The sequence below is a fragment of the Variovorax boronicumulans genome (assembly GCF_029892485.1).
GTDB lineage: Bacteria > Pseudomonadota > Gammaproteobacteria > Burkholderiales > Burkholderiaceae_C > Variovorax > Variovorax boronicumulans_B.
In genome coordinates this window covers 50,752-76,801 of record NZ_JARXVG010000013.1, presented here as the reverse complement: position 1 = coordinate 76,801, position 26,050 = coordinate 50,752, and the positions used below count along the sequence as shown (strand labels likewise).

Annotated in this window: 24 protein-coding genes; 17 read left to right on the top strand and 7 right to left on the bottom strand. The window is 67.7% G+C overall.

The features are described 5' to 3' along the window. From M2282_RS25520 to M2282_RS25510, 3 genes are read left to right on the top strand one after another with little or no spacing between them, the layout of a single operon-like run. On the top strand, positions 1-237 hold the full coding sequence (locus M2282_RS25520; RefSeq protein ID WP_280811568.1) for a hypothetical protein: 237 nt from the start codon (positions 1-3) through the stop codon (positions 235-237). Next, entirely contained in the window at positions 227-1,327 is a 1,101-nt protein-coding gene (tadA, locus tag M2282_RS25515; protein ID WP_280811567.1) for a tRNA adenosine(34) deaminase TadA, read from the top strand. Before M2282_RS25520 ends, tadA begins: the two co-directional genes overlap by 11 nt. Continuing rightward, positions 1,324-2,277 (top strand): LD-carboxypeptidase, encoded by a 954-nt coding sequence (locus tag M2282_RS25510; protein ID WP_280811566.1) that lies wholly within the window; start codon positions 1,324-1,326, stop codon positions 2,275-2,277. Before tadA ends, M2282_RS25510 begins: the two co-directional genes overlap by 4 nt. Before the next feature lie 42 nt (positions 2,278-2,319). Here the strand turns inward: M2282_RS25510 and M2282_RS25505 are convergent, their stop codons facing one another. Continuing rightward, positions 2,320-2,658, bottom strand: a complete 339-nt coding sequence (locus M2282_RS25505) for a hypothetical protein (RefSeq protein ID WP_280811565.1) — start codon at positions 2,656-2,658, stop codon at positions 2,320-2,322. Positions 2,659-2,926: 268 nt separating this feature from the next. On the opposite strand from M2282_RS25505, the gene M2282_RS25500 reads away from it, so the two are divergent. The 5 genes from M2282_RS25500 (at position 2,927) to M2282_RS25480 (ending at position 8,208) form a co-directional block, all read left to right on the top strand. Then, positions 2,927-3,874, top strand: coding sequence for an adenylate/guanylate cyclase domain-containing protein (locus M2282_RS25500; protein WP_280811564.1), 948 nt, complete (start codon positions 2,927-2,929; stop codon positions 3,872-3,874). Positions 3,875-3,954: 80 nt separating this feature from the next. Then, entirely contained in the window at positions 3,955-4,308 is a 354-nt protein-coding gene (locus M2282_RS25495; protein ID WP_280811563.1) for a hypothetical protein, read from the top strand. 211 nt (positions 4,309-4,519) lie between these two features. After that, on the top strand, positions 4,520-6,352 hold the full coding sequence (locus M2282_RS25490) for a DUF1800 domain-containing protein (RefSeq protein WP_280811562.1): 1,833 nt from the start codon (positions 4,520-4,522) through the stop codon (positions 6,350-6,352). A 21-nt stretch (positions 6,353-6,373) separates the two neighbouring features. Further along, positions 6,374-7,858 (top strand): DUF1501 domain-containing protein, encoded by a 1,485-nt coding sequence (locus M2282_RS25485; RefSeq protein WP_280811561.1) that lies wholly within the window; start codon positions 6,374-6,376, stop codon positions 7,856-7,858. Beyond that, positions 7,855-8,208 (top strand): hypothetical protein, encoded by a 354-nt coding sequence (locus M2282_RS25480; RefSeq protein ID WP_280811560.1) that lies wholly within the window; start codon positions 7,855-7,857, stop codon positions 8,206-8,208. Before M2282_RS25485 ends, M2282_RS25480 begins: the two co-directional genes overlap by 4 nt. Positions 8,209-8,226: 18 nt before the next feature. Here the strand turns inward: M2282_RS25480 and M2282_RS25475 are convergent, their stop codons facing one another. The 6 genes from M2282_RS25475 to M2282_RS25450 all read right to left on the bottom strand — a co-directional run bounded on the left by M2282_RS25475 (position 8,227) and on the right by M2282_RS25450 (position 15,369). Then, positions 8,227-8,751, bottom strand: a complete 525-nt coding sequence (locus M2282_RS25475) for a hypothetical protein (protein WP_280811559.1) — start codon at positions 8,749-8,751, stop codon at positions 8,227-8,229. Between the two features lie 21 nt (positions 8,752-8,772). Next, entirely contained in the window at positions 8,773-9,135 is a 363-nt protein-coding gene (locus M2282_RS25470; RefSeq protein ID WP_280811558.1) for a response regulator, read from the bottom strand. Positions 9,136-9,208: 73 nt separating this feature from the next. Continuing rightward, positions 9,209-10,426 (bottom strand): hybrid sensor histidine kinase/response regulator, encoded by a 1,218-nt coding sequence (locus M2282_RS25465; RefSeq protein ID WP_280811557.1) that lies wholly within the window; start codon positions 10,424-10,426, stop codon positions 9,209-9,211. Then, positions 10,416-11,021: a chemotaxis protein CheB gene (locus M2282_RS25460; protein WP_280811556.1), complete on the bottom strand. Its 606-nt coding sequence runs from the start codon at positions 11,019-11,021 to the stop codon at positions 10,416-10,418. The genes M2282_RS25465 and M2282_RS25460 overlap by 11 nt, the downstream gene beginning before the upstream one ends. Continuing rightward, positions 11,018-11,800 carry a CheR family methyltransferase gene (locus M2282_RS25455; protein ID WP_432422941.1) on the bottom strand — a complete coding sequence of 261 codons (783 nt, stop codon included), beginning with the start codon at positions 11,798-11,800 and terminating at the stop codon, positions 11,018-11,020. The genes M2282_RS25460 and M2282_RS25455 overlap by 4 nt, the downstream gene beginning before the upstream one ends. Positions 11,801-11,874: 74 nt before the next feature. Continuing rightward, entirely contained in the window at positions 11,875-15,369 is a 3,495-nt protein-coding gene (locus M2282_RS25450; RefSeq protein WP_280811554.1) for a response regulator, read from the bottom strand. A 144-nt stretch (positions 15,370-15,513) separates the two neighbouring features. Here M2282_RS25450 and M2282_RS25445 point away from each other — a divergent pair, with 144 nt between their 5' ends. From M2282_RS25445 to M2282_RS25405, 9 genes are all read left to right on the top strand, one after another. Further along, on the top strand, positions 15,514-17,844 hold the full coding sequence (locus tag M2282_RS25445; RefSeq protein WP_280811553.1) for an ATP-dependent DNA helicase: 2,331 nt from the start codon (positions 15,514-15,516) through the stop codon (positions 17,842-17,844). Then, positions 17,831-18,460 carry an alpha-ketoglutarate-dependent dioxygenase AlkB gene (locus tag M2282_RS25440; RefSeq protein ID WP_280811552.1) on the top strand — a complete coding sequence of 210 codons (630 nt, stop codon included), beginning with the start codon at positions 17,831-17,833 and terminating at the stop codon, positions 18,458-18,460. The genes M2282_RS25445 and M2282_RS25440 overlap by 14 nt, the downstream gene beginning before the upstream one ends. Before the next feature lie 154 nt (positions 18,461-18,614). Then, positions 18,615-19,505 (top strand): nitrilase family protein, encoded by an 891-nt coding sequence (locus M2282_RS25435; protein ID WP_280811551.1) that lies wholly within the window; start codon positions 18,615-18,617, stop codon positions 19,503-19,505. A gap of 99 nt (positions 19,506-19,604) precedes the next feature. After that, entirely contained in the window at positions 19,605-20,732 is a 1,128-nt protein-coding gene (locus tag M2282_RS25430) for a substrate-binding protein (RefSeq protein WP_280811691.1), read from the top strand. A 36-nt stretch (positions 20,733-20,768) separates the two neighbouring features. After that, positions 20,769-21,602 carry a branched-chain amino acid ABC transporter permease gene (locus tag M2282_RS25425; RefSeq protein ID WP_280811550.1) on the top strand — a complete coding sequence of 278 codons (834 nt, stop codon included), beginning with the start codon at positions 20,769-20,771 and terminating at the stop codon, positions 21,600-21,602. A 10-nt stretch (positions 21,603-21,612) separates the two neighbouring features. Next, positions 21,613-23,406 carry a branched-chain amino acid ABC transporter ATP-binding protein/permease gene (locus M2282_RS25420; protein WP_280811690.1) on the top strand — a complete coding sequence of 598 codons (1,794 nt, stop codon included), beginning with the start codon at positions 21,613-21,615 and terminating at the stop codon, positions 23,404-23,406. Then, the gene (locus M2282_RS25415; protein WP_280811549.1) at positions 23,403-24,119 is read left to right on the top strand and encodes a branched-chain amino acid ABC transporter ATP-binding protein; all 717 of its coding nucleotides are present in this window, start codon (positions 23,403-23,405) and stop codon (positions 24,117-24,119) included. Before M2282_RS25420 ends, M2282_RS25415 begins: the two co-directional genes overlap by 4 nt. Before the next feature lie 60 nt (positions 24,120-24,179). Next, the gene (locus M2282_RS25410; protein WP_280811548.1) at positions 24,180-25,328 is read left to right on the top strand and encodes a transporter substrate-binding domain-containing protein; all 1,149 of its coding nucleotides are present in this window, start codon (positions 24,180-24,182) and stop codon (positions 25,326-25,328) included. Between the two features lie 4 nt (positions 25,329-25,332). Next, entirely contained in the window at positions 25,333-25,962 is a 630-nt protein-coding gene (locus M2282_RS25405) for an ANTAR domain-containing response regulator (protein ID WP_280811547.1), read from the top strand. The last annotated feature ends 88 nt before the right edge of the window (positions 25,963-26,050 follow it).

The window sequence follows — 26,050 nt, the reverse complement described above, 5'->3', positions numbered from 1 at the left end:
ATGCGTGTTTTCGGATTGCTCGGCCTGGTGCTGGCACTGGTGATCGTCGGGTTGATCGCAAAGAAGCAGCTGACGACCGCTGCGGCTCCCGTGTTGCCGTCCGTGCCCGGCGTTGCTGCGCCCGCACCCGGCCAGGCTCCCGCCGATGTGCGCACGCAGAGCCAGCAGGTCCAGAAGCAGGTCAAGGAAGCGCTCGACGCCGCGGCGCAGGCGCGCAAGATGCCGGATGACAACTGAGACCGACGCGCACTGGATGGCGCTCGCGCTGGCCGAGGCGCGCCTGGCGGCCGAGGCGGGCGAAGTGCCGGTGGGTGCGGTGCTGGTCAAGGACGGCCAGGTCATCGCGACCGGCCGCAACACGCCCGTCGCGCAGCACGACCCGAGCGCCCACGCCGAGATCAACGCGCTGCGTACCGGTGCCGCCGCGCTGGGCAACTACCGGCTCGACGGCTGCGAGCTGTTCGTCACGCTCGAACCTTGCGCCATGTGCGCCGGCGCGATGCTGCATTCGCGGCTGGCGCGGGTGGTGTTCGGCACGATCGACGCCAAGACCGGTGCGGCGGGCTCGGTGCTCGATCTTTTCGCCGAGCCGCGGCTGAACCACCGTACGCAAGTGCAGGGCGGCGTCCTCGCGGAGGAATGCGGTGCGGTGCTGCAGGCCTTCTTCCAGCAGCGCCGCAGCGTGGCGCGCGAGCAGGCCGAGCCCTTGCGCGACGACGCGCTGCGCACGCCCTCCGAGCGCTTCGCTGCGCTCGGTGATTACGCCTTCGCACCGCACTACGTGCAAGACCTGCCGAGCCTGAACGGCTGGCGTCTGCACTTTGTGGACGAAGAAGGTGCGCCCGGAGAAGACGGCCAACTGGCTTCGTGCCTCTGCCTGCACGGCCCGGGCGAATGGGGCTACTTCTTTCGCCGCCTCACCGGCGCACAGGGGCTGCGCACGCTGGTGCCCGACCTCATCGGCTTCGGCAAGAGCGACAAGCCCAAGCGCGAAGCCGCGCACCGGCTCGAATGGCACCGCGACGTGCTGCTCGAATGGCTGGACCGCGTGCAGCCGCAGCCCGTGGTGCTGGTGCACAGCGCCGCGGCGGCCGACCTCGCATCGTTGCTGCAAGCCGCGGCGGCCGACCGCTTCGTGGACGTGATCGCCGCGCCCGATGGCGGCGAGCGCATCAAGGATGCCTGGCGTGCGCCTTACCCAGACCGCGGCTACGAAGCCGCACTGCGCGCGCTCGGACCCCTGGCTTCATCCTCGGGCCCTACCGCGGTGCAGGCCGGCGCGCTCGCCCGGCTCGTGCGCAATGCAATGGGATACTCGACCTCGTGACCAAACACATCTATATCTACTCTCCCTCCAGCGCGATCCGCGACAAGGCCGCCTTCCGGCGCGGCGTGAAGCGGCTCCAGGCCCTGGGCCACGAGGTCGAGATCGACCCCGACGCGCTCTCCGTGCACCAGCGCTTTGCAGGCGACGACGCCACGCGGCTCGCCGCCATCTCGCGGGCCGCTGCGAGCGGCGCCAACATCGCGCTCATCGCGCGCGGCGGCTACGGGCTCACGCGCATCCTCGATCAGATTCCGTACAAGGCCGTGGCCAAGGCGATCCAGAACGGCACCGAGTTCGTCGGCTGCAGCGACTTCACGGCGTTGCAGAACGCGCTGCTTGCGAAGACCGGCGGCGTCACCTGGTCCGGCCCTGCAGTCGGCGAAGACTTCGGCGCCGAGGCCGGCGCCGACGACATCATGGAAGCCTGCTTCGACGACCTGTTGAGCGGGCAGGGCGAGGGCACCGGCTGGCGCATGCCGGCGCGCGATGCCGAACTGAAGGTCAAGCCGGTGGAAGACGCCGTGCTCTGGGGCGGCAATCTCTGCGTGCTGGCCAGCCTGCTCGGCACGCCGTACTTTCCGGCGGTCGACAAGGGCATCCTCTTCATCGAGGACACCAACGAGCATCCCTACCGCATCGAACGCATGCTCGACCAGTTGAAGATGGCCGGCGTGCTTGCAAAGCAGAAGGCGATCGTGTTCGGCCAGTTCACGGGCGTTCGCAAGGTGCCGGGCTACGACCGGGGTTTCGGCCTGGACACGGTGGTCGACCGGTTGCGCGCGTCATTGAAGAAGGTGCCGGTGCTCACCGGCCTGCCGTTCGGCCATGTGCCGACGAAGGTGCTGCTGCCGGTGGGTGCAAAGGTGGCGATGGCGGCCGAAGGACGCGACGTGTTCCTCGTGTGGGGGCATCGGCATGCCCATTCGCACGATCATGGCCACGCGCACTGAGTGCCGCCTGGGGAGGGGCAGCCATCGAAGGCCGCTTCGTCCTCAGCCGTGGTCGGTGAAACGCTGATGCGTACGCGGACCCATCGAGCCGGGCAGGCCGCCCTTGAACATGCTGTTGATGGATTTCATCTGGCGGCGGGCGGCGGATTCGCCGTCGATGGCGCTCAGCGCGCTCATCACGTCCTGCCGCAGGTACCAGAGGGCTTCGACGTCGATCGCGAAGCGCACCCGCTGGCTGACCCGCTGGATCGAATGGCCGCCATGGGCCTGCAGCACCGACAGCATGGCCGTGCGAATTCGCCCCAACTGGCTTTCGGCGGCCTTGCGGGAGCCGAAACCGGGCAAGTTCAGCAGACGAAAAATGCGGCGGAAAAGCACCATGTGTGACGAACAGCGTATTGCCGGGAACCAGAACGGCCGCTACCTTAAGCTCCAGTTCGCCAATACACAAGATGTGAAACAGTGTTTCTTGTTTGTAAACAACAAACTTTACGTATCACTTTAAGTACTTATTGAGCGTTGAATCTAAAAGTATTAAGTCTTTCGGCATGCCAATGGCTGGGGCGTATGCCAAACAAAACACCGGCAGGAATCCGAAAGGCTTCCTGACCATAATCAACCAGCGATCGCTACCGAGATACGGAACAGTATGGGTGTCAATGCCACAGTCGTTTTCGCGGACCTGACGGGGAGCACCCGGGTCTTCGAAGCCATGGGAAACGCGCGAGCCACCGAGACGGTGACGCGCCTGACCCAGTGGATCGGCGGCGTCTGCCAGGCGCACGGTGGCCGCGTGGTGAAGTCGCTCGGGGACGGTGTGTTCGCCATCTTCACGAGCGGCGCGGCCGCCACGCACGCGGTGATCGAACTCCAGCGCTACCACCAGAAGCGCCTGCAGGTCTGGCCCGCGCCCTTGCGCATGGCGCTGCAGATCGGCGTGGCCAGCGGCGAGGTGGTCGAGCTAGAGGGCGACTGCTTCGGCGACGCGGTCAACCTCGCATCGCGGCTGAGCGACCTTGCCGGCCCGGGGCAGATCTGGGTCACCGATGCGGTGATCTCCCAGCTGCGCGAGGGCTCGGTGCAGCACCGCGACCTCGGGCTCATCAACATACGCGGCCGCAGCGAGATGTCGGTGGTGCACCGCATCGACTGGCAGGAGGACGTGACCTCCTTCCTTACCGTGCCGGCTGCGCTGGCGCCCATGCGGATACCGGACTCGTCGTTCGGCCAGATCGAACTCTCGTGGCTGGACGTGCGTTCCATGTTCAGCAGCGAACAGCTGCCGATCCACCTGGGGCGGGTGGACGACGCGCAGTTCGTGGTTAATGACCCGCGCGTGTCGCGGCTGCATGCGCGCATCGAGATGCGGCAGGGCAGTTGCGTGCTGATAGACATCAGCACTTATGGCACCTGGGTGCGCTTCAGCGGCAACGGCGGGCCCAGCACCGAGATCGCATTGCGCCGGGAGGAATGCGTGCTGCACGGCCGCGGCGAAATCGGCCTGGGCGCGCCGCTGAGCGATTTCAGCGCGCCGACCATCGCCTTCAACACCACCGGCGGCGAGGTGATGCTGTCGCGCCGCGAGGTCGGGCGCTGAGTGCACCGGCCGCCCACGTCGGGCGTTGCTTGTCGACCCGGGCGCTGTTCGCCCTTTGGCCCTTTCGCCCTGGAGCCGCTGTGAACTTCAAAAGACATTTTTCCGCTCTCAAATGGGCAACCGTCGGGGCCATCGCTGCCGGCGCGTTGCTTGCCGCGGGCGCCGCCAGTGCGCGCGGCCAGTGGTCGGTACAGATCGGCACGCCCGGCTATGTCGGCGGTGGCTACCCGGCGCCGTACTACGCGCCACCGCCGGTCTACTACCCGGCACCGATCTACTACCAGCCCGCACCGCCGGTCTACTACCAGCCGCCGCCACCGGTTTACTACCGACCGGCGCCCATCTACAGTCCGCCGCCCGGTCGCCTCTACTACGGGCCCGGCTACCCGTACCGCCCACCGAACGCTGACGCGTGGGACGAAGAGCAGGACTGAATCCGCATCGGGCTCGCTAACGCAAGGCTTGCCAAAGTAAGCCTTTGGAATTGCCAATTTTGTTTCTTAAGTGACGAAAAAGTCACATAAAGTCACAAATATTGAATTGACTGCCTCCCCGCTGCCACTCCGCACCATAGAAATCCGCAGGGCACGGCACTTGCCTTGATCCACGCAGCGGCGCAGTGACGCCGCCAGGAGCGAGGAACACATGGTGGAACGGATCGAAGCCGGTTGCGCGAGCGTGGCCGACGACCTGGCGTACGTGGATACGCCTGCAACAACAGACACAACCGGCCCCGAAACGCCGTCCAGCCCCTTGAAGGCGCTGGCGACGTTCTCCATTGCGGCCGCACTCGCGGCCTGCGGGGGCGGCGGCGGGAGCGGAGGCAGTGGCGGCGGGTTCGGCGGCATCGGCAACCTGCCTTCTGCGGGCTCCGGCTCCGGCGCTGGCAGCGGAACGGACCCAGGCCCTTACCGATACACCCAGGCCAAGACCGACGACGAAGCCGCGCGCTTCCTGCTGCAGGCCCAGTTCTCCGCCTCCGAGGCCGAGATCGCCGACGTGCGCAACAAGGGCTACCTGCCCTGGCTCAGCGAGCAGTTCGGCGCGCCGCGCACGCAGTCGGCCTGGGAATGGCTCGACAGCAAGCCCTTCGACACCGCGATCGATGCCGCCATCTGGCGCCAGCTGATGACCTCGGCCGACCCGGTGCGCAAGCGCATGGCGCTGGCGCTCAGCGAGATCTTCGTGGTCTCGGCCAACGAGATCGGTTCGAGCTGGCCCCACGCCATGATGGCCCAGTATTTCGACACGCTGGTTGCCGGCGTCACCGGCAACTTCCGCACGCTGCTGGAAGACATCACGCTCAACCCGGCGATGGGCTTCTACCTGAACACCCGCGACAACCGCAAGGAAGACGGCCGCGGCCGACAGCCCGACGAGAACTATGCGCGCGAAGTCATGCAGCTCATGACCATCGGCCTGTCGCAGCTCAACGCCGACGGCACCGTGAAGACCGGCACCGAGGGCCAGCCGCTGGACACCTACACGCAGGACGACGTGACCAACCTCGCGCGCGTGTTCACCGGCTACGTCCTGGACATCCGCGGCGCGGAGCGCACCGGCTTCACCCCGCCCGGCGGCGGCGGCGCGATCGAAACCAAGGACTGGACCACGCGCCCGATGGCCTACGTGGCCGCGAACCACTCGACGCTAGAGGCGAAGTTCCTCGGCACCACCGTGCCCGGCGGCACGCCCGGCCCGGCGGCGCTGAAGATCGCGCTCGATGCGCTCTTCAACCATCCGAACGTCGGCCCCTTCATCGGCAAGCAGCTGATCCAGCGGCTGGTCACCAGCAACCCGAGCCCGGCCTACGTCAAGCGCGTGGCCGATGTCTTTGCCAACAACGGCGCCGGCGTGCGCGGCGACATGAAGAGCGTGTTCGCCGCCGTGCTGCTGGACGACGAGGCGCGCGGCCCGGGCGGTCTTTCGGACCCGAACTTCGGGCGCCTGCGCGAGCCGATGCTTCGCTTCGTGCAGTGGGGCCGCACCTGCGGCATCGCCTCGGCCGCCGACACCTGGAAGATCGACAGCCTCGCCAACGCGAGCTTCGGCCTCGGCCAGAGCCCGCTGCGCTCGCCCTCGGTGTTCAACTTCTTCCGCCCCGGCTACGTGCCGCCGTCTACCGCCATCGCGAGCAACAAGCTCGTCGCGCCCGAGTTCCAGCTGGTCAACGAAAGCAGCGTGGGTGGCTATCTCAACTTCATGCAGAACGTGCTGGCCAACGGCTTCAACAACAGGGACGTGATGGCCAGCTACGCGGCCGAGAAGGCGCTGGTGCTCGACCCCGCGGCACTCGTGCGCCGGCTCAACCTGCTGCTGACCGGCAACCAGCTGTTGCCCGCCACCGTCACCCTCATCACCACTGCGCTCGCCACGCCCAACCTCACTCCAGCGAGCAGCGACGGCGCGAAGCTCAATCGCATCTGTGCCGCCGTCCTGCTGGTGATGGGTTCGCCCGAATACCTTGTCCAGAAATAAATACGCGGGAGCCTTTCGTCCATGTACCTGATCGATCCCGCCCGGCACACGCGCCGCGCGTTCCTCCGCCGCTCTGGCCAACTCGCGATGGCCGGCACCGCGCTGCCGTTCGCACTCAACCTCGCCGCCATGGGCGAGGCCGCCGCGCAGGCCGCGCCCGGCGACGACTACCGCGCGCTGGTGTGCGTGTTTCTCTACGGCGGCAACGACTATGCGAACACCGTCGTCACCTACGACGCCGACAGCTACGGCAAATACAGCCTGATCCGCGGCGGCGATGGCGAGGCGGGCGGTGGCATCGCCCTGGCTCGCGCCGCGCTGGCGCGGACCGAACTCAAGCCGACGCAGGCACTGCCCGGCGGCCGCGTGTACGCGCTGCATCCGTCGATGACGGGGCTGGCCGACCTCTTCAACGACCCGGAAGGCAAGATCAAGGTGGCGGTGCAGCTGAACGTCGGCCCGCTCATCAAGCCTCTGACGCGCGCGCAATACAACAGCGGCAACCGCCGCGACTTTCCGATTCCGCCCAAGCTGTTCTCGCACAACGACCAGCAGTCGGTGTGGCAATCGTCTTCGCCCGAAGGCTCGACCGTTGGATGGGGCGGCAACCTCGGCGACCTGGCCCTCGGGCCGAACGGTGGTTCGCTTTTCACCTGCATGTCGGTTTCGGGCAATGCGGTGTTCCTCTCGGGCGACCAGGCGCTGCAGTACCAGGTGGGAACGGGCGGCGCGGTGCGCATCGGCGCGGTGAGCGGGGCGGGCGGCAACCTGTTCGGCTCGGCCACGGTGAAGGCCGCGATGCAGCAGATTGCCCAGCGCGAGAGCGGCCACACGCTGGAAAACGAATACACCAAGGTCATCCGGCGCGCGGTCACGGCCGAGGGAAGGATCACCGAGGCGATCGGGGCCGACTTCGCCTCCGGCACCTTCCCGCTGAACAACAACCTGGCCGACCAGCTCAAGATGGTGGCGCGCCTGATCCGCGGGCGCACCGCGCTGGGCGTGAAGCGCCAGGTGTTCTTCGTCTCGATGGGCGGCTTCGACCTGCACGACGACCTGATTGCGCGCCAGCCGGGGCTCATGAAGAACCTGTCCGAAGCGTTGGTCGACTTCCACAAGCAGATGGACGCGCTCGGCGTCGGCAACAAGGTCACCGCGTTCACCGCGTCGGACTTCGGCCGCACGCTCTCGAGCAACAGCAATGGCTCCGACCACGGCTGGGGCGGCCACCACTTCGTGGTCGGCGGCGCGGTGAAGGGCAAGGCGATCTACGGCACGGCGCCGCCGGTGAGCATCACCAACACCGTCTCCGACATCGACCAGTGGCACGTGGGGCAGGGGCGGCTCCTGCCCACCACCTCGGTCGACCAGTACGCGGGCACGCTGGCGCGCTGGTTCGGCGTGCCGGACGACCAGCTCGACGGCATCCTGCCGAACCTCAAGAACTTCGGCCTGACGGCGCCCAGCGGAATTGCCTATCCGCGCAACGTGGGGTTCATGGGATGAATGACGCGGACGGCATGAACGGCATGAACGGCATGAAGGGCTTGATCGGGGAGGAAGGCGGCACGCGCGTGTCCTTTCCGTCGCGGAAGACGTCCTCCCCCGCTCGCGGTGCGGACCTGACGCCGATGCATCCCTTCTCCAGCGTCGAGGGCGCCATCGCTGCCATCGACGCGCTGGACCGCGGGCTGCGGGAGTTCGAGCTGTCGGTGTCCGACAAGCTGCAGGACTACCTCGGCGTGCAGATGGCGCAGATCAACGACCGTGCGCTGGCGCGCGGCTGGGAGCCCATCAGCTTCATGCAGAAGAATGGGTTCCGGCGCTATCGCTTCAAGGCGATGCGCCGGGCCTGACATCCACGACCGCGCGCGTCAGTCCAGCCGGATGCGGCCCCACAGTTCGAGCGTGCGCTTGCCGATGCGGTCGACCACCTTGGCCTGCACGCTGTAGAGCCCGGTCTCGTTGGCCGGGCCGAAGCTGAAGTTCATGCTGGCCGAACCGAGCACCAAAGTTGCCGGAGGCGGCTCCGAAGTCCAGAGCGGCCCGCCCCCGGCCGGCACGCGCTGTCCGCTGGGCGTGATCACAAAGAACTCGACCACCACATCGCACTGGCCGCTGGCATTCGGCGCGCAGCCGCGCAGGAACAGCATCGCGCTCGAACTGATGCCGCGCTTCACGCTGTCGGCGACCCGCAGCGTCGGTGCGCGGCCGGAGGTGTTCCAGGCCTTGCGCAGCTCGGCCTCGTCCGGGGTGATGAGCAACTGCGCATGAAAGTCACCGTCGCTGCGCATGGACTCGGTGTCGGGAATGGGCTTGCCCGAGCCATCGAGCCAGGCTGCGGCCGCCGCGAGCGGCATGAGCGATGCGAGGAGAAGGGCGGGTGCGAGGCGGCGCATCGGCTTGAACCCGAGCCCGGCCTAGCGCGTCGGTTGCGCCAGGATGCGATCGAGCTGGTCGATGTCGATCGGCTTTTGCAGGTGATGGTCGAACAGCCCCTTGGCCGATTCGCCGGCCGCATCCTGCGCCGAGAAACCCGAGATCGCGACCAGCAGCCGCGGCGTGCCTTCGGCGGTGCTGGCGCGCAGCCGTCGCGCCACCTCGGTGCCCGGAAAGTCCGGCAGGGTGAGGTCGATCAGCGCCGCATCGAAGCTTTCGGCGGCGGCCGCGTCCAGGGCCTGCTGGGCGGTGTAGGTGCAGCGGGCCGTGTGGTCCTGCAGCGTGAGGAGCTCCTGCAACAGGTCGGCAGCGGCTTCGTTGTCATCGACGATCAGCACGTTCACGGCGGTTTGTCTCTTTGATAAGTCGAAAGAAGCAGTATCAACGGATTGTGTCTTGAGCGCCGTAGGGGTGTTCCTACGCGGCCGGCTTGGCCGCCGAGGCTTCGGGCGCCAGCGGCAGCTCGACGGTGAAGCGCGCGCCCTGGCCGGCCGCGCTTTCCACGTCGATCCGCCCAGCGTGCAGGTCCACGATTTTGCGCGTGATGTAGAGGCCGAGGCCGAGGCCGGCCGCATGCTGGCGGCTGTGCTCGGTGCGCTCGAACTGCTCGAAGATGCGCGCCTGGTCCTCGGGGGCAATGCCGATGCCGTGGTCGCGCACGCTCACGCGGGCGGTGTTGCCGGCCTGCTGCACCACCATCTCGACCGGCTTGCCGCCGCCGTAGCGAAGTGCGTTGGTCAGGAGGTTGGTCAGCACCTGCTCGATGCGGAACTCGTCCCACACGCCGCGCAGTTCGGCCGGCGCTTCGAGCGTGATTGCAGAGCCCGCGGCCTCGGCCTGCTGGCGCAGGTTCTCGACCACAGCGCGGGCGAGCATCGCCAGGTCGACCGGCTTGCTCTGGATCGACAACGCATCGCGCCGCATGCGCGTCACGTCGAGCATGTCGTCGATCAGCCGCACCATGTTGCGGATCTGCCGCTGGTCGCGCTCGATCATCGCGGGCAGCCGCTCGGGCGAGAAGTTGGCCAGGTTGCCCTTCGAGAGATGAAGCTGGCGCAACTGCGCCTCCAGGTACAGCGTGTTCAGCGGCGTGCGCAGCTCGTGCGAGACCATCGACATGAAGTCGTCGCGCATGCGCACCGCGCGCTCCAGTTCGTGCTGGGTGTGCTGCAGCTGCTGCACCAGTTCTTCCTGCTTGCGGTGCGCGGCGGCGAGAGATTCCATCTCGTGGCGCAGCGCCTTCCGGTGCTGGTACAGGTCGACGAACACGTTCACCTTGCTGACCACCGCGTGCGGGTCCAGCGGCTTGTGCAGGAAATCGACCGCGCCGCTCTCGTAGCCCTGGAAGGCGTAATTCAGCTCGCGCCCGGCCGCGCTCACGAAGATGATCGGGATGTGCCGGGTGCGCTCGGTGCCGCGCATCATCTCGGCCAGTTCGAAGCCGTTCATGCCGGGCATCTGCACGTCGACGATGGCGAGCGCGAATTCATGCTCCAGCAGCAGCGAGAGCGCCGCCTCGGCCGAACCGGCGCGATACACCATGCGGTCCGGTGCGCGGATCAGCGCCTCGAGCGCCAGCAGGTTCTCCGGCAGGTCATCGACGATCAGCAGCTTGCTTTGGACGTCAATGGGCATGGGCGGCCTCCAGTTGCAGGAGCAGAGCGCGAAGTTCGCGCAGGGGCAGTACGTGGTCGGGAGCGTGTCGCGCGATGGCGGCGTTGGGCATGATGGGAATCAGGGCTTCTTTGGGGTCCTGCACGGCGGTGAGCCCGCCGGCCAGGTGGATGCGGTAGAGGCCTTCGGCGCCGTCGTCGTTGGCGCCGGTCAGGAGAAAGCCGGCCACCGTGGGGCCGTAGGCGTCGGCGGCCGAGGCCATCAGCACGTCGATGGACGGCCGCGAGAACAGCACCGGCGGCTCGCAGCTGAGCGAGAAACAACGCTCGCGCTCGATCGACAGGTGGTAGCCGGGCGGCGCGAAATAGAGGCTGCCGGCCGCCAGCGGCATCTTGTCGCCAGCCTCCTGCACGGGGATGGGCAGGCGTTGCGCGAAGATCGCGGCCAGGTGGCTGTCGTGGCTCTCGGGCAGGTGCAGCACCACCGCCATCGGCAGGCGCCAGCTCGCGGGCAGGCCGCCCAGCAGCACCAGCAGCGCATCGATGCCGCCGGCCGAGGCGCCGAGCATGATGGCGTCCACGCGCTTGCGGGTGTAGGGGCGAGGCAGCGTCGTCATGTCGCCTTGCGATAGATGCGCTCGGCGCGGGCGTGCGGCGCGAAGCGGTCCGCGTAGCCCGAGAAATCGATGCTTTCCTTCGACCCGAGGCCCAGGAAGCCGCGGTGCGACAGCGACTCGTGAAAGAGCCCGAGCGCGCGGTCCTGCAGCAGCCGGTTGAAGTAGATGAGCACGTTGCGGCACGACACCAGCTGCGTCTCGGCGAACACGCTGTCGGTCGCCAGGCTGTGGTCCGCGAAGATCACGTCGGCGCAGAGCGAGGCGTCGAAGCGGGCCGCGTCGTAGGCGGCGGTGTAGTAGTCCGAAAACGAACTGCGCCCGCCCGCGCGCTGGTAGTTGGCGGTGTAGCCGCGAATGGCCTCCAGCGGAAAGATGCCCTGGCGCGCCTTCTCCAGCGAGGCCGGGTTGATGTCGGTGGCGTAGATCTGCGTGCGGTCGAGCAGGCCCTCTTCGCGCAGCAGGATGGCGAGCGAGAACACCTCCTCGCCCGTGCTGCAGCCCGCCACCCACACCTTCACCGACGGGTAGGTGTGCAGGATCGGCACCACGTGCTCGCGCAGCGCAAGAAAGTAGGCCGGGTCGCGGAACATCTCGCTTACCGGAATCGTCAGGAACTGCAGCAGCCGCCCGAAGAGCCCCGCATCGCGCAGCACCCTGTCCTGCAGCGCCGAAATGCTCGGGAGCCCGAGCTGCTCCAGCGCATAGAGCACGCGGCGCTTCTGCGAGGCGGTGGTGTAGTTGCGGAAGTCGTAGCTGTACTTGAGATAGATGGCCTCCATCAGGAGGCGCAGCTCGATCTCGGTGTCGCTGAGCGGCTGAAGCGGCGAGGGTGGGGGCGAGGACGATTTTTCTGTCACAGGCGCTCCATCCTGGGCATCCACACCCGCAGCAGCGAGAACAGCCGCTCCAGGTCGACCGGCTTGGCCAGGTAGTCGTTGGCGCCTGCGGCCAGGCACTGGTCGCGGTCGTCCTTCATGGCCTTGGCGGTGATGGCGATCACCGGCATCTTCTCGAAGCGCGGGTCGGCGCGCAGGCGGCGCGTGGCTTCCAGGCCGTCCATCTCCGGCATCATCACGTCCATCAGCACCAGGTCGATCTCGCGCACCTGGTCCAGTTTCTCGAGCGCCTCGCGGCCGTTGCGGCCGATTTCCACCGCCGCGCCGCGCTGCTCCAGCGCACTCGTCAGCGCGAAGATGTTGCGCACGTCGTCGTCCACCAGGAGGATGGTGCGGCCCTCGAAGATGCGGTCGCGCCCGCGCACCGTCTTGAGCATGCCCTGGCGTTCGGTGGAGAGCGAGGCCTCCACCTTGTGCAGGAAGAGCGTCACCTCGTCGAGCAGCCGCTCGGGCGAGCGGGCGCCCTTGATGATGATCGAGCGCGAGTAGCGCTGAAGCTCAGTCTCCTCGTCGCGCGTGAGGTTGCGCCCGGTGTAGACGATGACCGGCGGGAACGACACGATCTCTTCCGCCGCCATGGCCTTGAGCAGCTCGCTGCCCTGCATGTCGGGCAGCCGCAGGTCGGTGATCATGCAGTCGAACACGCGGGTGCGCAGCAGCTCCAGCGCCTCCTCGCCGGAGCCGACGGCGACGATCTCGATGTCGTCGTCGCCGATCAGCTTGATCACGGCTTCGCGCTGCAGTTCGTCGTCTTCCACCAGCAGCACGACCTTGACCTTCTGCGTGAGCTTGTCTTCGAGCCGGCCGAAGACCTTCATGAGCTCGTCGCGGGTGGCCGGCTTCAGCGCGAAGCCGATGGCGCCCATGTGCAGTGCCGCGGCCTGTGCGTTGTCGGCGGCCGAGACCACGTGGATCGGGATGTGGCGCGTGTGCGGCGAATCCTTGAGCTTCTGCAGCACGTCCAGGCCGGTGCTGTCGGGCAGGCGCATGTCCAGCAGGATCGCGTCGGGCACGAACTGCGTGGCCAGCTCGAAGCCGTCGGCCGCGCCGTGCGCCACCAGGCACCGGTAGCCCAGCTCGTGTGCCAGGTCGTAGAGGATGTGCGCGAACTGCGGCTCGTCCTCGATCACCAGCACGCGGCGCACCTGGTCGCGCGGGATCGCGCGGTCGTCGGCGAACTGCGGCGCCGGCACGGCGGTCGGCGGCGTGGGCGCCTGCGGCATGGGGGCGGACACCGCGGCGGGGCTCCGGTTGACCGGCGCATAGGTCGGCAGGTTCCTGGGCGCCGCCGATTGCTGCGCCGATGCCTGCGGTGCCAGGGCCGGCAGCTGCAGGATGAAGGTGCTGCCCTTGCCGGGCTCGCTCTGCACGGTGAGCGTGCCGCCCAGGAGGTGCGTGAGGTCGCGCGAAATCGACAGACCCAGGCCCGTGCCGCCGTAGCGTCGGCTGGTGGTGCCGTCGGCCTGGCGAAAGGCCTCGAAGATCAGTTCGTGCTGTTGCGGGTCGATGCCGATGCCCGAGTCCGACACCGCAAAGGCCGCGCCGCCATCCGCCGTGGCAGAGACCACCAGCGCCACCTCGCCCTTGTCGGTGAACTTGAGGGCGTTCGACAGCAGGTTCTTGAGGATCTGCTCGACCCGCTGCCGGTCGGTGACCAGCGAGGCCGGCGCGCCGGGCTGCACCTCGAGCCGGAAGCTCAGGCTCTTTTGCATCGCGAGCGGGCTGAAGGTGCTCTCCAGGCTCTGCGCGAGCCGGCTGATCGCCACGTCCTCGGGCACTACCTCGAGCTTGCCCGCCTCGACCTTGGCGATGTCCAGGATGTCGTTGATCAGCACCAGCAGGTCGTTGCCCGACGAGTAGATCGACTCGGCGAACTTCACCTGCTCCAGCGTGAGGTTGCCCTGCGGGTTGTCGCCCAGCAGCTTGGCCAGGATGAGCGCGCTGTTGAGCGGCGTGCGCAGCTCGTGCGACATGTTCGCGAGGAACTCCGACTTGTAGCGGCTCGCGCGCTGCAGCTCGTCGGCGCGGTCTTCCAGGTCGCGCTGCACGCGGCGCAGGGCCGTGTTGCGCTGGTCCAGCGCCTCGGTGCGCTCGGAGAGCTGGCTGTTGGTCTGCTCCAGCTCGGCCTGCTGGTTCTCCAGCATGGCCTGCGAGGCGCGCAGGGCCCGCGACTGCTCCTCGAGCTCTTCGTTGGCGGTGCGCAGCTCTTCCTGCTGCACCTGCAGTTCTTCGTTGAGCTGCTGCGTTTCGGCCAGCACTTCCTGCAGCTGCTCGCGGTAGCGCGCCGCGGCCAGCGAGGTGCCTATGTCGTCGCACACCACGTCGAGCAGCTGGCTCGCGCGCTCGTCGGGCGCGCCGGGGAGGCCCAGCTCGACCACGCCGTTGACGATGCCGTCGCTCATCACCGGCATCAGCAGCACGGTCTTGGGGGCCATCTCGCCCAGGCCCGAGTTCACCTTGAGGTAGCTGGCGTCGATCGGGTCGATCAGCATCCGGCGCCGCTCGGCGGCGGCCTGGCCCACCAGGCTCTGGGTGGGCGAGAAGACCTGCGGCGAAGCCTCTGCATCGGCCGAGAAGCCGTAGCTCGCGGCCCGGCGCAGCGGGCCGTGGCGCTCGCGCACGTACATCGCGCCGACGGAGGTGCCCAGGTGCCGCGAGAAGAAGGCCAGGATCTTGCGGCCCATGTCCGGCGCGCTCAGCTCGCCGACCAGTTCGCCCACCAGCTCGGTCTGCGCGGTGCGCAGCCAGGCTTCCTCGGCCAGCCGCTCGGCGTGCTCGGCCTGCTCGCTGAGCACCACGTCGTAGCTGTCCGACAACCGCACCAGCTGGCGGCGGCCGAAATAGGTGATGAGCCCGGTCAGCGTCAGCGTGAACAGCAGGAAGATGCCCACCGTCCACCAGCTGGTGCGGTTGGCGTCGTTGTTGCGCTGGAAGCGCAGGGCCTGCTCGGTGTCCATGAACGCGGTGTATTCGGCGCGCATGTCGTCCGTCAGCCGCTTGCCGCGGCCCAGGCGCACCGTGGCCTGGATGTCGCCTCCGGCGCGGCGGGCCGCAATCATGTCGCGGGCGAATTCGTTCCAGGCGTCTTGCAGGCCGGCGATGCGGTCGACGCGCTCCACCTGCTGCTGGTTGTCCGATACGAGCTTGCGCAGCGCATCGGTGTCGGGTTTCAGCCGCGGCAGGGCGCTCTGGTAGGGCTCGAGAAAGCTCTCCTCGCCGGTCAGCAGGAAGCCGCGCAGGCCGGTCTCCATGTCGATGTTGCGGCGCTGCAGCTCGCTGGCCGAACGGGTGACGCGGTCGGTGTGCTCCACCCAGCTGATGGTCGAGAGCAGGAACAGGATGAGCCCGACGAACACCACGGCGCCGAGGAGCCCTCCGAGCAGCGGAAGCTTGAGATTGCGGCTCAGCAGGCGGTCGAAGTCGTCGGGATCAATGGCGGCGGGAGTTTTCATCGGCACATTTGTAAGCAAAACTTGTCGAGTTTTGCCGAAAAAGGAGGGTCGTCCTGTCGGAGAAGGCCCCGAGAGGTTCGTTGATGCGGAACGTTAACACTTGCATCGCTCGTATACTGTGATTTCATCCAGTGATCGAGAGAGATGGCCCCGGCTCCCTCCACCCCGCCAGATTCGGCCCCTGCTGCATATGTCGTTTCCGTCAAGGCGCTTTGCGCGTTCGGCGCGAAGGCGGGCGACCTCGACCTGCGCTTCGTGCCCGCGCCCAGCGCGCTCGAAGGCATGGCCGGCCATGCGCTGGTGCAGGGCCGGCGGGGCGCCAGCTACCAGAGCGAGGTGTCGCTCGAATCCCGGCACGGCGCGCTGCAGGTTCGCGGACGTGCCGACGGCTACGAGCCCGGCGAACCCCGCGTGGAAGAAATCAAGACCTTCCGCGGCGATTTCGACGCCATCCGCACCAACCATCGCGCGCTGCACTGGGCGCAGGCCCGCACCTACGGCTGGATGCTGTGCGAGCAGCACGGACATGCGCAGATGACCGTGGCACTGGTCTACCTCGACCTCGCCACCGGCGAAGAAACCGTGCTCGAGGAACGCCACACCTGGGACGCGCTGCGCGAGCACTTCGAGTCGCTGTGCGACCGCTACGCCGCATGGGCGCAGCAGGAGGCCGACCACCACGGCGCGCTCGACCGGACGCTGGCGAAACTCGCATTCCCGCACCAGTCCTTCCGCGCCGGCCAGCGCGAACTGGCCGAAGCCGTCTACCGCGCGGCGGCCGGCGGGCGCTGCCTCATGGCGCAGGCGCCAACGGGCATTGGCAAGACGCTGGCGACCATCTTCCCGCTGCTCAAGGCCCGCGCGGCGGGGAAGCTCGACAAGGTGTTCTTCCTCACCGCCAAGACCTCGGGTCGACCGGTGGCGCTCGATGCGCTGCGGGTGCTGGGCAAAGGCTGTAAAGCGGCCGGGGTGGGGGACGGCGCCCAGCCGCGCGTGCTCGAACTCGCGGCGCGCGAGAAAGTATGCGAATACCCCGACCGTGCCTGCAACGGCGACTCGTGCCCGCTCGCCAAGGGCTTCTACGACCGCCTGCCCGCCGCCCGCATCGAAGCCACGGAGGCCGGCTGGCTCGACCGGCAGGCGCTGCGGCGGGTCGCGCTGCAGCACACGGTGTGCCCCTATTTCCTCGCGCAGGAAATGGCGCACTGGAGCGACGTGCTCGTGGGCGACTACAACTATTACTTCGATGGCAGCGCCTTCCTCTTCGCCACCATGAAGGACGCCGGCTGGCGCGTCGCGGTGCTCGTGGACGAAGCCCACAACCTGCTGGAGCGGGCGCGCGGCATGTACACCGCGCAGCTCGAAGGCGGGGCGCTCGAGGAGGCGCACCGCATCGCGCCCGCACCGGTGCGCGGCCCGCTCGCACGGCTCTTTCGCGAGTGGGACACCGTGCAGCAGTCGCAGAACGAGAACTACGAAACCGCCGACGAGATACCCGAGCGCTTCGTGCGCGCGCTGCAGGCGGCCAACACGGCCATGGCCGAGTACTTCGCGGCCAAGCCCGAGGCCGCGCAGGGGCCGCTGCAGCGCTTCTTCTTCGATGCGCTGCACTTCGCCCGACTCGCCGAGGTGTTCGGCGACCACTCGGTGTTCGAGCGCACGCTCGGCATCACGCAGCAGGACCGCACCCTGGCCATCCGCAACCTCGTGCCCGCGCCGTTCCTCGAAGGCCGGTTCGCCGATGCGGTCTCGGTCACCTGCTTCTCGGGCACGCTCTCGCCGTTCGCGTTTTACCGCGACGCGCTCGGCCTGCCGCTGGACACCGCGCTGCTCGACGTGGCCTCGCCATTCAGCAGCCAGCAACTGCGCGTGGAGGTGGCAACCAACATCTCCACGCGCTTTCGCGACCGCGCCGGATCGCTGGGCAACGTGACGGAGATCATCGGCGCCCAGTTCGAACGCATGCCCGGCAACTACCTGGCCTTCTTCAGCAGCTTCGAGTACCTGGAGAACGCCCGCGCGGCCTTTGCGGCGCAGCACCCCGGGGTGCCCGTGTGGACGCAGACGCGCGGCATGCTCGAAGCCGATCGCCATGGCTTCATCGCGCGCTTCGAAGAGGGCGGCCGGGGCATCGGCTTCGCGGTGCTCGGCGGCGCGTTCGGCGAGGGCATCGACCTCCCCGGCAGCCGCCTCGTCGGCGCCTTCGTCGCGAGCCTGGGCCTGCCGCAGTACAACGCGCTCAACGAGATCACGCGCGAGCGCATGCAGTCGCGCTTCGGCAAGGGCTACGAGTACACGTACCTCTATCCGGGCCTGCAGAAGGTGGTGCAGGCGGCCGGGCGCGTGATCCGCACCGAGGAAGACCGCGGCGTGCTGCATCTGCTGGACGACCGCTTCGCGCGCGCCGAGATCCGGGAGCTGCTGCCGCGCTGGTGGCATGTGCAGGTGGCAGGGGGCGGCGATGCGCTCCGCTAGGCGCCTCGAGCACGCGGGGCAGGACGACCTGTTCGGCGAAGCACCCACGTCCGCCATCGAAGGGCTGCGTTACGAGCGCGAGTTTCTGTCGGCGGAAGAAGAGGCCGGGCTGCTGCGCATCGTCCAGGCCCTGCCGCTCAAGGAGATGCGCTACAAGGAATACACCGCGCGCCGCCGCGGCATCGGCTTTGGCGGCAGCTACGACTTCGACACGAACCGCCTCAAGCCCGGCGCGCTGCTGCCCGAGGCGCTGCACCCGCTGCGGGCGAGGGCGGCCGCGTGGCTCGGCATCGCGCCGGAGGAGCTCACCCACATGCTGATCGCCGAGTACCAGCCCGGCACGCCGCTCGGCTGGCACCGCGATGTGCCGGACTTCGAGGACATCGTGGGCATCTCGCTGCAGGGCGATGCGGTGATGCAGTTCAGGCCCTACCGTCCGCAAGGCGCATCGACTTCCGACGCTGGCAACGTGCAGTTCCTGATCGAGCCGCGCTCGATCTATCTCTTGCGCGGCCCGGCGCGCTGGGCCTGGCAGCACGCCATTGCGCCGACCGAAGCCTTGCGCTACTCGATCACGCTGCGGACGCTGTCCACGCGCCGCAAAAATTCCAATTGACACCGCGAATACCTTCTTCTAATCTCCGACCCCACGACAGCACTCGCCATTGAGTGCATGTCGGGCAGCAACATCGCTGCTTCACATACCGGCTATGAAAGCCCTCGAACAACGCGCAAGCGGGGTCGAGGGCTTTTTGCTTTTTGGAGCTTGAATGACAGTGCAGGAAGAAGATGGCCTGGGTTTTCCGGACCTCGTCGTGGCCAGTGTGCAGATGGAGCCGCACGTGGGCCACACGGCCGCCAATGTGGCGCGGTCGGTGCAATTGATCGAAGAGGCGGCCGCGCAGGGCGCATCGATCGTGGTCCTGCCCGAACTGGCCAACAGCGGCTACGTGTTCGCGAGCCGCGCCGAGGCCTTCGCGCTGGCCGAGCCGGTGCCCGACGGTCCGAGCACGCAGGCCTGGGCCGATGCGGCCCGGCGCTGCAAGGTGCACGTGGTCGCGGGCATCGCCGAGCGCGAGGACGACCGTCTCTACAACGCGGCCGCGGTGCTCGGCCCGCGCGGCTGGCTCGGCACCTACCGCAAGCTGCACCTCTGGGGCGACGAACACCTGTTCTTCGAGCCGGGGAACAAGGGGCTGCCGGTGTTCCATACCGAGCTCGGCCGGCTTGGCGTGATGATCTGCTACGACGGCTGGTTCCCCGAGGCCTATCGCCTGCTCGCGATGCAGGGCGTCGACATCGTCTGCATGCCGACCAACTGGGTGCCCATGCCCCAGCAGCCCGCGGACCGTCCGGCCATGGCCACCACGCTGGCAATGGCCAGCGCCCACAGCAACGGCATGAACATCGTCTGCGCCAACCGCACGGGCACCGAGCGCGGCCAGCCCTTCGTCGGGCAGAGCGTGATCGTGGGCGCGCAGGGCTGGCCGCTGGCGGGGCCCGCCTCGCACGATCGCGAGGAAATCCTCTATGCCCGCATCAACCTCAAGGCATCGCGCCAGGCGCGCCACCTGAACGCGTTCAACGACGTGCTGCGCGACCGCCGCGACGACATCTACGACCCGATGCTGGGCACCGGCTGGCCGCTTCCGCGGCACTGAGTCCCTGTTTTTTTCGCTGTCACCCACTCACACACTTTTCCATCGAACTTCGAGAGGACCTTGAACATGAAGATCACATCCCTCCTGCGCCTCGGCGCCATGACCGCGGCCGCTTTGCTGGCCGCCAACGCCCAGGCCGCCGACCCTCTTCGCATCGGCGTGGCGGTCGGCCTGTCGGGCGCCAACAGCGTCGTGGCACCGGCTGCGGTGCAGTCGTCGCAACTGGCCGTCGACGAGATCAATGCCGCCGGCGGCATCCTCGGCCGCAAGGTCGAACTGGAGATCGTGGACGACGCCTCCGGCGCCGTCGGCGCGCAGAAGGCCTTCGACACGCTGGTGTTCCAGAAGAAGGTGGCCGCCATCATCGCAATGGAGAACAGCGCGGCGCGCAATGCGGCGCTGCCGGTGGTGAGCAAGGGCAAGGTGCCCTACATCTACACCTCGTTCTACGAGGGGCGCTCGTGCAACAACTGGATGTACGTGAACGGCTGGGTGCCCGAGCAGCAGGTCGCGCCGGTGGTCGACTACTTCCTCAAGAGCAAGGGCGCCAAGACCTTCTTCCTGGTCGGCAATGACTACGCCTTCGGCCGCGGCATGCTCGACTTCACCCGCAAGTACATCGAGCAGAAGGGCGGCAAGGTGGTGGGCGAGGAATACCTGCCGATCGACGGCAGCGACTGGACCTCGGTGATCTCCAAGCTGCGCGCCGCCAAGCCCGACGCGCTCGTCAGCGCCACCGCGGGCGGCGCGCCCAACGTGTCGCTGGCCAAGCAGCTCAAGGGCGCGGGCCTCACGCTGCCCTACGGCAACCTCGCGATCGACGAGGGCACCGCAAAGACCATGGGCGATGTGGCCAGCGGCATGTACATGTCGGCCTCCTACCTGACGGGCATCGACATCCCCGAGAACAAGAAGTTTCTCGATGCGATGAAGAAGAAGTTCGGCGCCGACCTGAAGACGCCCAACGAGTTGTCGGAGCCGCAATACGAGGCCTTCTTCCTCTACAAGGCCGCCGTTGAAAAGGCCGGCTCGACCGATGCGGCCAAGGTGGTCAAGGCGCTCGGCGAGGTGTCGTTCACCGGCCCGCGCGGCGCGGTGTCGATGAACAAGAGCCGCCACACGCCGCTGTCGATGCGCCTGGGGCAGGTGCAGGCCGACGGATCGATCAAGATCCTCGAAACCTTCGCGAGCGTCGATCCCGGCGCGCAGTGCCCGAACCTGAAATAACGTCGCAGAAACAACGTCGCAGACAAAGGCCTCCACATGGTGCTGTTGCTGGATTTGCTCACGACCGCCGCGATGCTCTTCATCGTCACCGCCGGGCTGATGATGATCTTCGGGGTCATGAAGATCGTCAATTTCGCCCACGGCGCGCTGCTCACGCTGGGCGGCTATGCGAGCTACGTGGTGACCCAGCTCAAGCTCGATCCGTGGCTGAGCTGGCCCCTGGCGCTGGCGGTCGGCATCGTGGCGGGCATGGCGGTGGAATGGCTGATCGTGAAGCCGCTCTACAAGCGTCCGCTCGACGCCATCCTCGCGACCTGGGGGCTGGGCATCGTCATCGGGCAGTCGATCGTGATGGCGTTCGGCCGCGAGGTGCAGTTCGTCGACGCGCCGCTCGCGGGCACCTGGTCGCTCGGCGGCGTGGACTACTCGGCCTACCGCCTGCTGCTGGTGCCCATCGCCACCGCGCTGTGCCTGCTGCTCACCGCGCTGCTGAACGGCACGCGCTTCGGCATCCGCACGCGCGCGGTGATCATGAACGAGGAGCTGGCCAGCGGCTTGGGCATTCACGCGGGCCGCGTGCGCTTCATCACCTTCAGCCTGGGCGCGGGGCTGGGCACGCTGGCGGGCGCGATGATCACGCCGCTGTCCAGCGTCGATCCGAACATGGGGCTGCCCTGGCTGGTGAGCGCCTTCATGCTGGTCATGGTGTCGGGGCATTCGATGCCGAGCCTGCTGCTGACCTGCTTGGTGTTCGGGGCCTGCCAGGTGCTGGTGAGCACGTATGCCAACCCCGTACTCGGCGGCTTGACCATCGCGGTGCTCGCGGCGGTCACGCTGCGCATCCGCCCGAAGGGGTTCGCCCGTGGCTGAGAACATGGCAATGGCTGCCACGGCGCCAACCTCACTGCGCGCCACGCTGCGCTCGGGCCGCGGGCTTTCGGTGCTGGGCGGCATCGGCCTGCTGCTGATCGTGGCCGGCCCCTGGGTGTTCGACACCTACCTGCTCAACATCCTTGTCAAGGCCTTCTTCTTTGCCATCGCCGCGATCACGGTCGATGTGCTGTGGGGCTACACGGGCTACCTGAGCTTCGGCCAATCGGCTTTCTTCGGCATCGGCGCTTATGCGGCGGGCCTGGTGTTCACGCACAGCGGTTTCAGCGTCTCGACGGCCTTGCTGGCGCTGGGCGCCGCCATCGCCGTCAGCGCGGCGGTCGGGGCACTGGTGGGCTGGCTGTCGTTCTACCGGGGCGCCTCGCCGTTCTTCGCGACGGTCATCTCGCTGGTGCTGCCCATCGTGCTCACGCAACTGCTGTTGTCGGGCGGCCAGTGGACGGGATCCAGCTCGGGCCTGACCGGCTACGAGAGCTTCGACCTCTCGATCGAGGCCTGGTACTGGGTGGCCGGCGGCATGCTCGTGCTGTTCGGCCTCCTGGGCTGGCTGCTGGTGCGCAGCGACGCCGGGCGGGTGCTGGCCGCCATTCGCGACAACGAATCGCGCTGCACCTACCTCGGCATTCCGACCGCGATGGTCAAGATCGTGCTGCTGACCGTCATGGCGATGGTCGCGGGCATCGCAGGCTTCGGGTACGGCGCGTTCAGCGGCGTGGTGGCGCCCGAACTCACCGGGTTCGCGCTGGGCACCGAGCTGATCATCTGGGTCGCGCTGGGCGGGCGGGGCACGCTCTGGGGACCGCTGATCGGTGCGGTGCTGATCAACGTGGCCACGGCGTATCTCAGCGGCAGCATGCCGTTCGCGTGGCAGCTGATCGTCGGCGTGGCCTTCGTGTTGGTCATCGTGCTGCTGCCGCAGGGGCTGGTGCCGCTGCTGCTCAAGCCCTTCGGCCTCGGCCGCATCGCCGCGCGCCTGCCGGTGCTCGAAGTGCGCAAGGCCAGGAGCGTGGCGGCAGAGGCAACCGAGCCGGCCCTGCACATGCAGCAGGTGGCGAAGCATTACGGCGCGCTCAAGGTGCTGCAAGGCATCGACCTGGAAGCGCGGGCCGGCGAACTGGTCGGGCTGATCGGGCCGAACGGCGCGGGCAAGACCACGCTGATGCGCTGCATGAGCGATGGGGCCGAGCGAAGTGCCGGCTCCGTGAAGCTCTGCGGCCACGACATCCGCGACCTGCCGCCCGAGGCCTGCGTGCGCTTCGGGCTGGGGCGCAAGTTCCAGAACGCCAACATCTTCGAGTCGCTCACGGTGGCGCAGTGCCTTCGCATCGCAGGCACCTTGCTCGAGAAGCCCTCGCTGGTGCGGCAGGATGCCGCGCTGCGTCTGCCGGCCTATGCGCTCGACGTGGTGCGCACCACCGGGCTCGACGCCAAGCTGGGCACCGTCGCACGCGACCTCTCGCACGGCGAACAGCAGGCGCTCGAGCTCGCGATGGTGCTGACGCTGGAGCCGCGCATCGTGCTGCTCGACGAACCGACCGCGGGCCTCACCAAGACCGAGCGTTCGCAGATCGGCGAAGTGCTGGCGTCGCTCGCACACCGGCATGGCCTGTGCTGCCTGCTGGTGGAACACGACCTCGATTTCGTCGAACAGATCGCCACCCGCATCGTGGTGCTGCACCAGGGAACCATCGTGATGCAGGGCAGCTTCGAGGAGGTGGTGAATTCGCCGCTGGTGAAGACCATCTACGCCGGCAGCACGCACGCACCGCAGGAGGCCGCATGAGCGAGAAGAGCCACCAGGCATTGCGGCTGGAAGGTCTAAGCAGCGGCTACGGAGCTTCCGTGGTGCTGCGCGGACTGTCGCTGGACGTTGCGGCCGGCGAGGCCGTGGCCCTCCTGGGCAAGAACGGCATGGGCAAGAGCACGCTGCTCAAGACCGTGATGGGCTACCTGCCCAAGAAGGGCGGACACGTCCACCTGAACGGGCAGGACATCACGCGGCAGCCGCCGCACCGCATCGCGCGCCAGGGCATCGCCTATGCGGCGCAGGAGCAGGCGCTGTTCGCCGACCTGAGCATCCGCGACAACCTGCGGCTCGGCCTTGCGAAGGAGTCGGTGTTCGACGAGCGTTTTGCGGACATCGAGCCGCTGTTCCCGGTCTTCAAGACCCGGCTGAAGCAGGACGCCGGCACGCTCTCGGGCGGCGAGCAGAAAATGCTGCTGCTCGCCCGTGCGCTGATGATGCGGCCCGCGATGATCCTGCTGGACGAGATCACCGAAGGGCTGCAACCCTCGGTCATCGACCGGCTGGCCCGCGCGCTGCTAGACGAACGCGCCCGGCGCGGCACTGCGATGCTGATCGTGGAGCAGAACGTGCCGTTCGCGCTCCAGGTGGCCGACCGCTACGTGGTGCTCAAGCAGGGCGAACTGGTAGACGAGGGAAATGCGAAGGCCCCGGGCGCCGCGGCGTCCGTTTTCGACCACCTGCGTGTCTGACTTGGGACGCGAAGGCACGGATTCTGCTGGTGCCTTCCTGAATGACGATGGAGAAAGCCGATGACCACTGACAAACCCGCCCCCGCCGAAGACGGCTGGCGCATCGGCGTGCTGCATTCGCGCTCGGGCGCGACCGGTGTGACCGAGTCGGAGCACTTCTTCGGGACCGCGCTGGCCATCGAGGAAATCAACGGCCTCGGCGGCGTGCTCGACCGTCCGCTGCTGCCGGTGGCCTACGACCCCAAGGGCGATGCCGACGAATACCGGCGGCTCGCGACCCGGCTGCTGCTGGAGGACGAGGTCAACGTGATCTTCGGCTGCTCGCGCTCTTCGAGCCGCAAGGCGGTGCTGCCGGTGATCGAGCGCAACAACGCGCTTCTCTGGTATTGCTCGTTCTACGAAGGCTTCGAATATTCGGCCAACGTCATCTACACCGGTGCGGTGCCCAACCAGAACAGCGTGCAGCTTGCGGCCTACCTGCTGAAGAACCGTGGGCGGCGCTTCTTCCTGATCGGCGCCGACTACATCTTTCCGCGCGAGTCGAACCGCGTGATGCGCGAGATGGTCGAGCAGCACGGCGGCGAAATCCTCGACGAGGTCTATGTGCCGCTGGAGGCTTCCGAGACGCAACTGCAGGACGTCATGCGCGACATTGCCGATGCGCAGCCCGACGTCATCTTCTGCACCATCGTCGGCCAGTCGGCCCGGCGCCTGTACCAGATCTACCGCGAGCACGGGCTCGATCCGCAGCGCATGCCCATCGCCAGCCTGTCGATGGTGGAGGAAGAGGTCCGCATGACCGGCGCCGAGGCCTGCGCGGGACACATCACCTCGGCCACGTACTTCAGTTCGCTGAAGAACGAATGCAACGACCGCTTCAGCGCGCTGTGGCGCAAGCGCTATGGCGACAGGCCCACCAGCATGTGGTCCGAGGCGGCCTACAGCCAGGTCCACCTGTTCGCCCGGGCGCTGGAGCGCAGCGGTAGCCTGGACACGCGCAAGCTCGTCAACGCCGTACGCTCGGTGCGCTTCGAGTCGCCCGAGGGGCCGCTCTCCATCGATGCCGAGAACAACCACACCTTCCTCACGCCCCGCATCGGCGTGTGCCGCAGCGACGGACAGTTCGACCTGCTGTGGGAAGGGGCGGGCCCGGTCAAGCCCGACCCCTACTTGTCGACCTTCGGTTTTTCCGAGTTTTGGCTGAGCTGACGCAATGAGCAGTTTGCGTCGCCTCTACGATGACCTGCGCAGCATCTGCGTCGCGGTGGTGTATCCGCCCGGCGAGGACCGCGACATCCTTCTCGACCAGCTCAAGCGCATCGGCTGCCGGCTCAAGATCATCTGGCCCTTTCCCCCTGCGCCGCCCACCGGGTGCGACGTGATCTTCTTCCAGGTCTCGCAGGAACTGCAGGACAGCACCAGTTGGTGCGCCAGCGCGGTGGAGGCGACGCTGATCGCGCTGTCCGACTACGAGAGCCCGACCACGCTGAAGCTGCTGCTCGACACCAGCGCGCACGGCGTGCTGACCCGGCCGTTCCGTTCGTCGGGCGTGCTGAGCACGCTGGTGCTGGCGCGTTCGTCGCGCGGCTACCAGGAGCGGCTGCAGAGCAAGGTCAGCAAGCTCGAAGAGACGATCAAGTCGCGCCGGCAGATCGAGAAAGCCGTTCGCATGCTGGCCGAGACACAGTCGCTGACCGAGGCCAAGGCCTATGAGCACATGCGCACGCGCGCCACCACGCTGCGGGTCACGGTGGCGGAAGTGGCGTTGATGGTGGTCGAGGCGCACGAGGCGATGGAGAAGCTGGGCCTGGGGCGTTTGCACGAAGGCGGCAGCGGAAACTGAGGGGCGCCTACGCGTCGTTGACCGCTGTTCGCTCTCGGCGGTGGGGCTGTCGGCAGTGGGCACCGGCCGCGTTGCTCGGGTCCTCCTA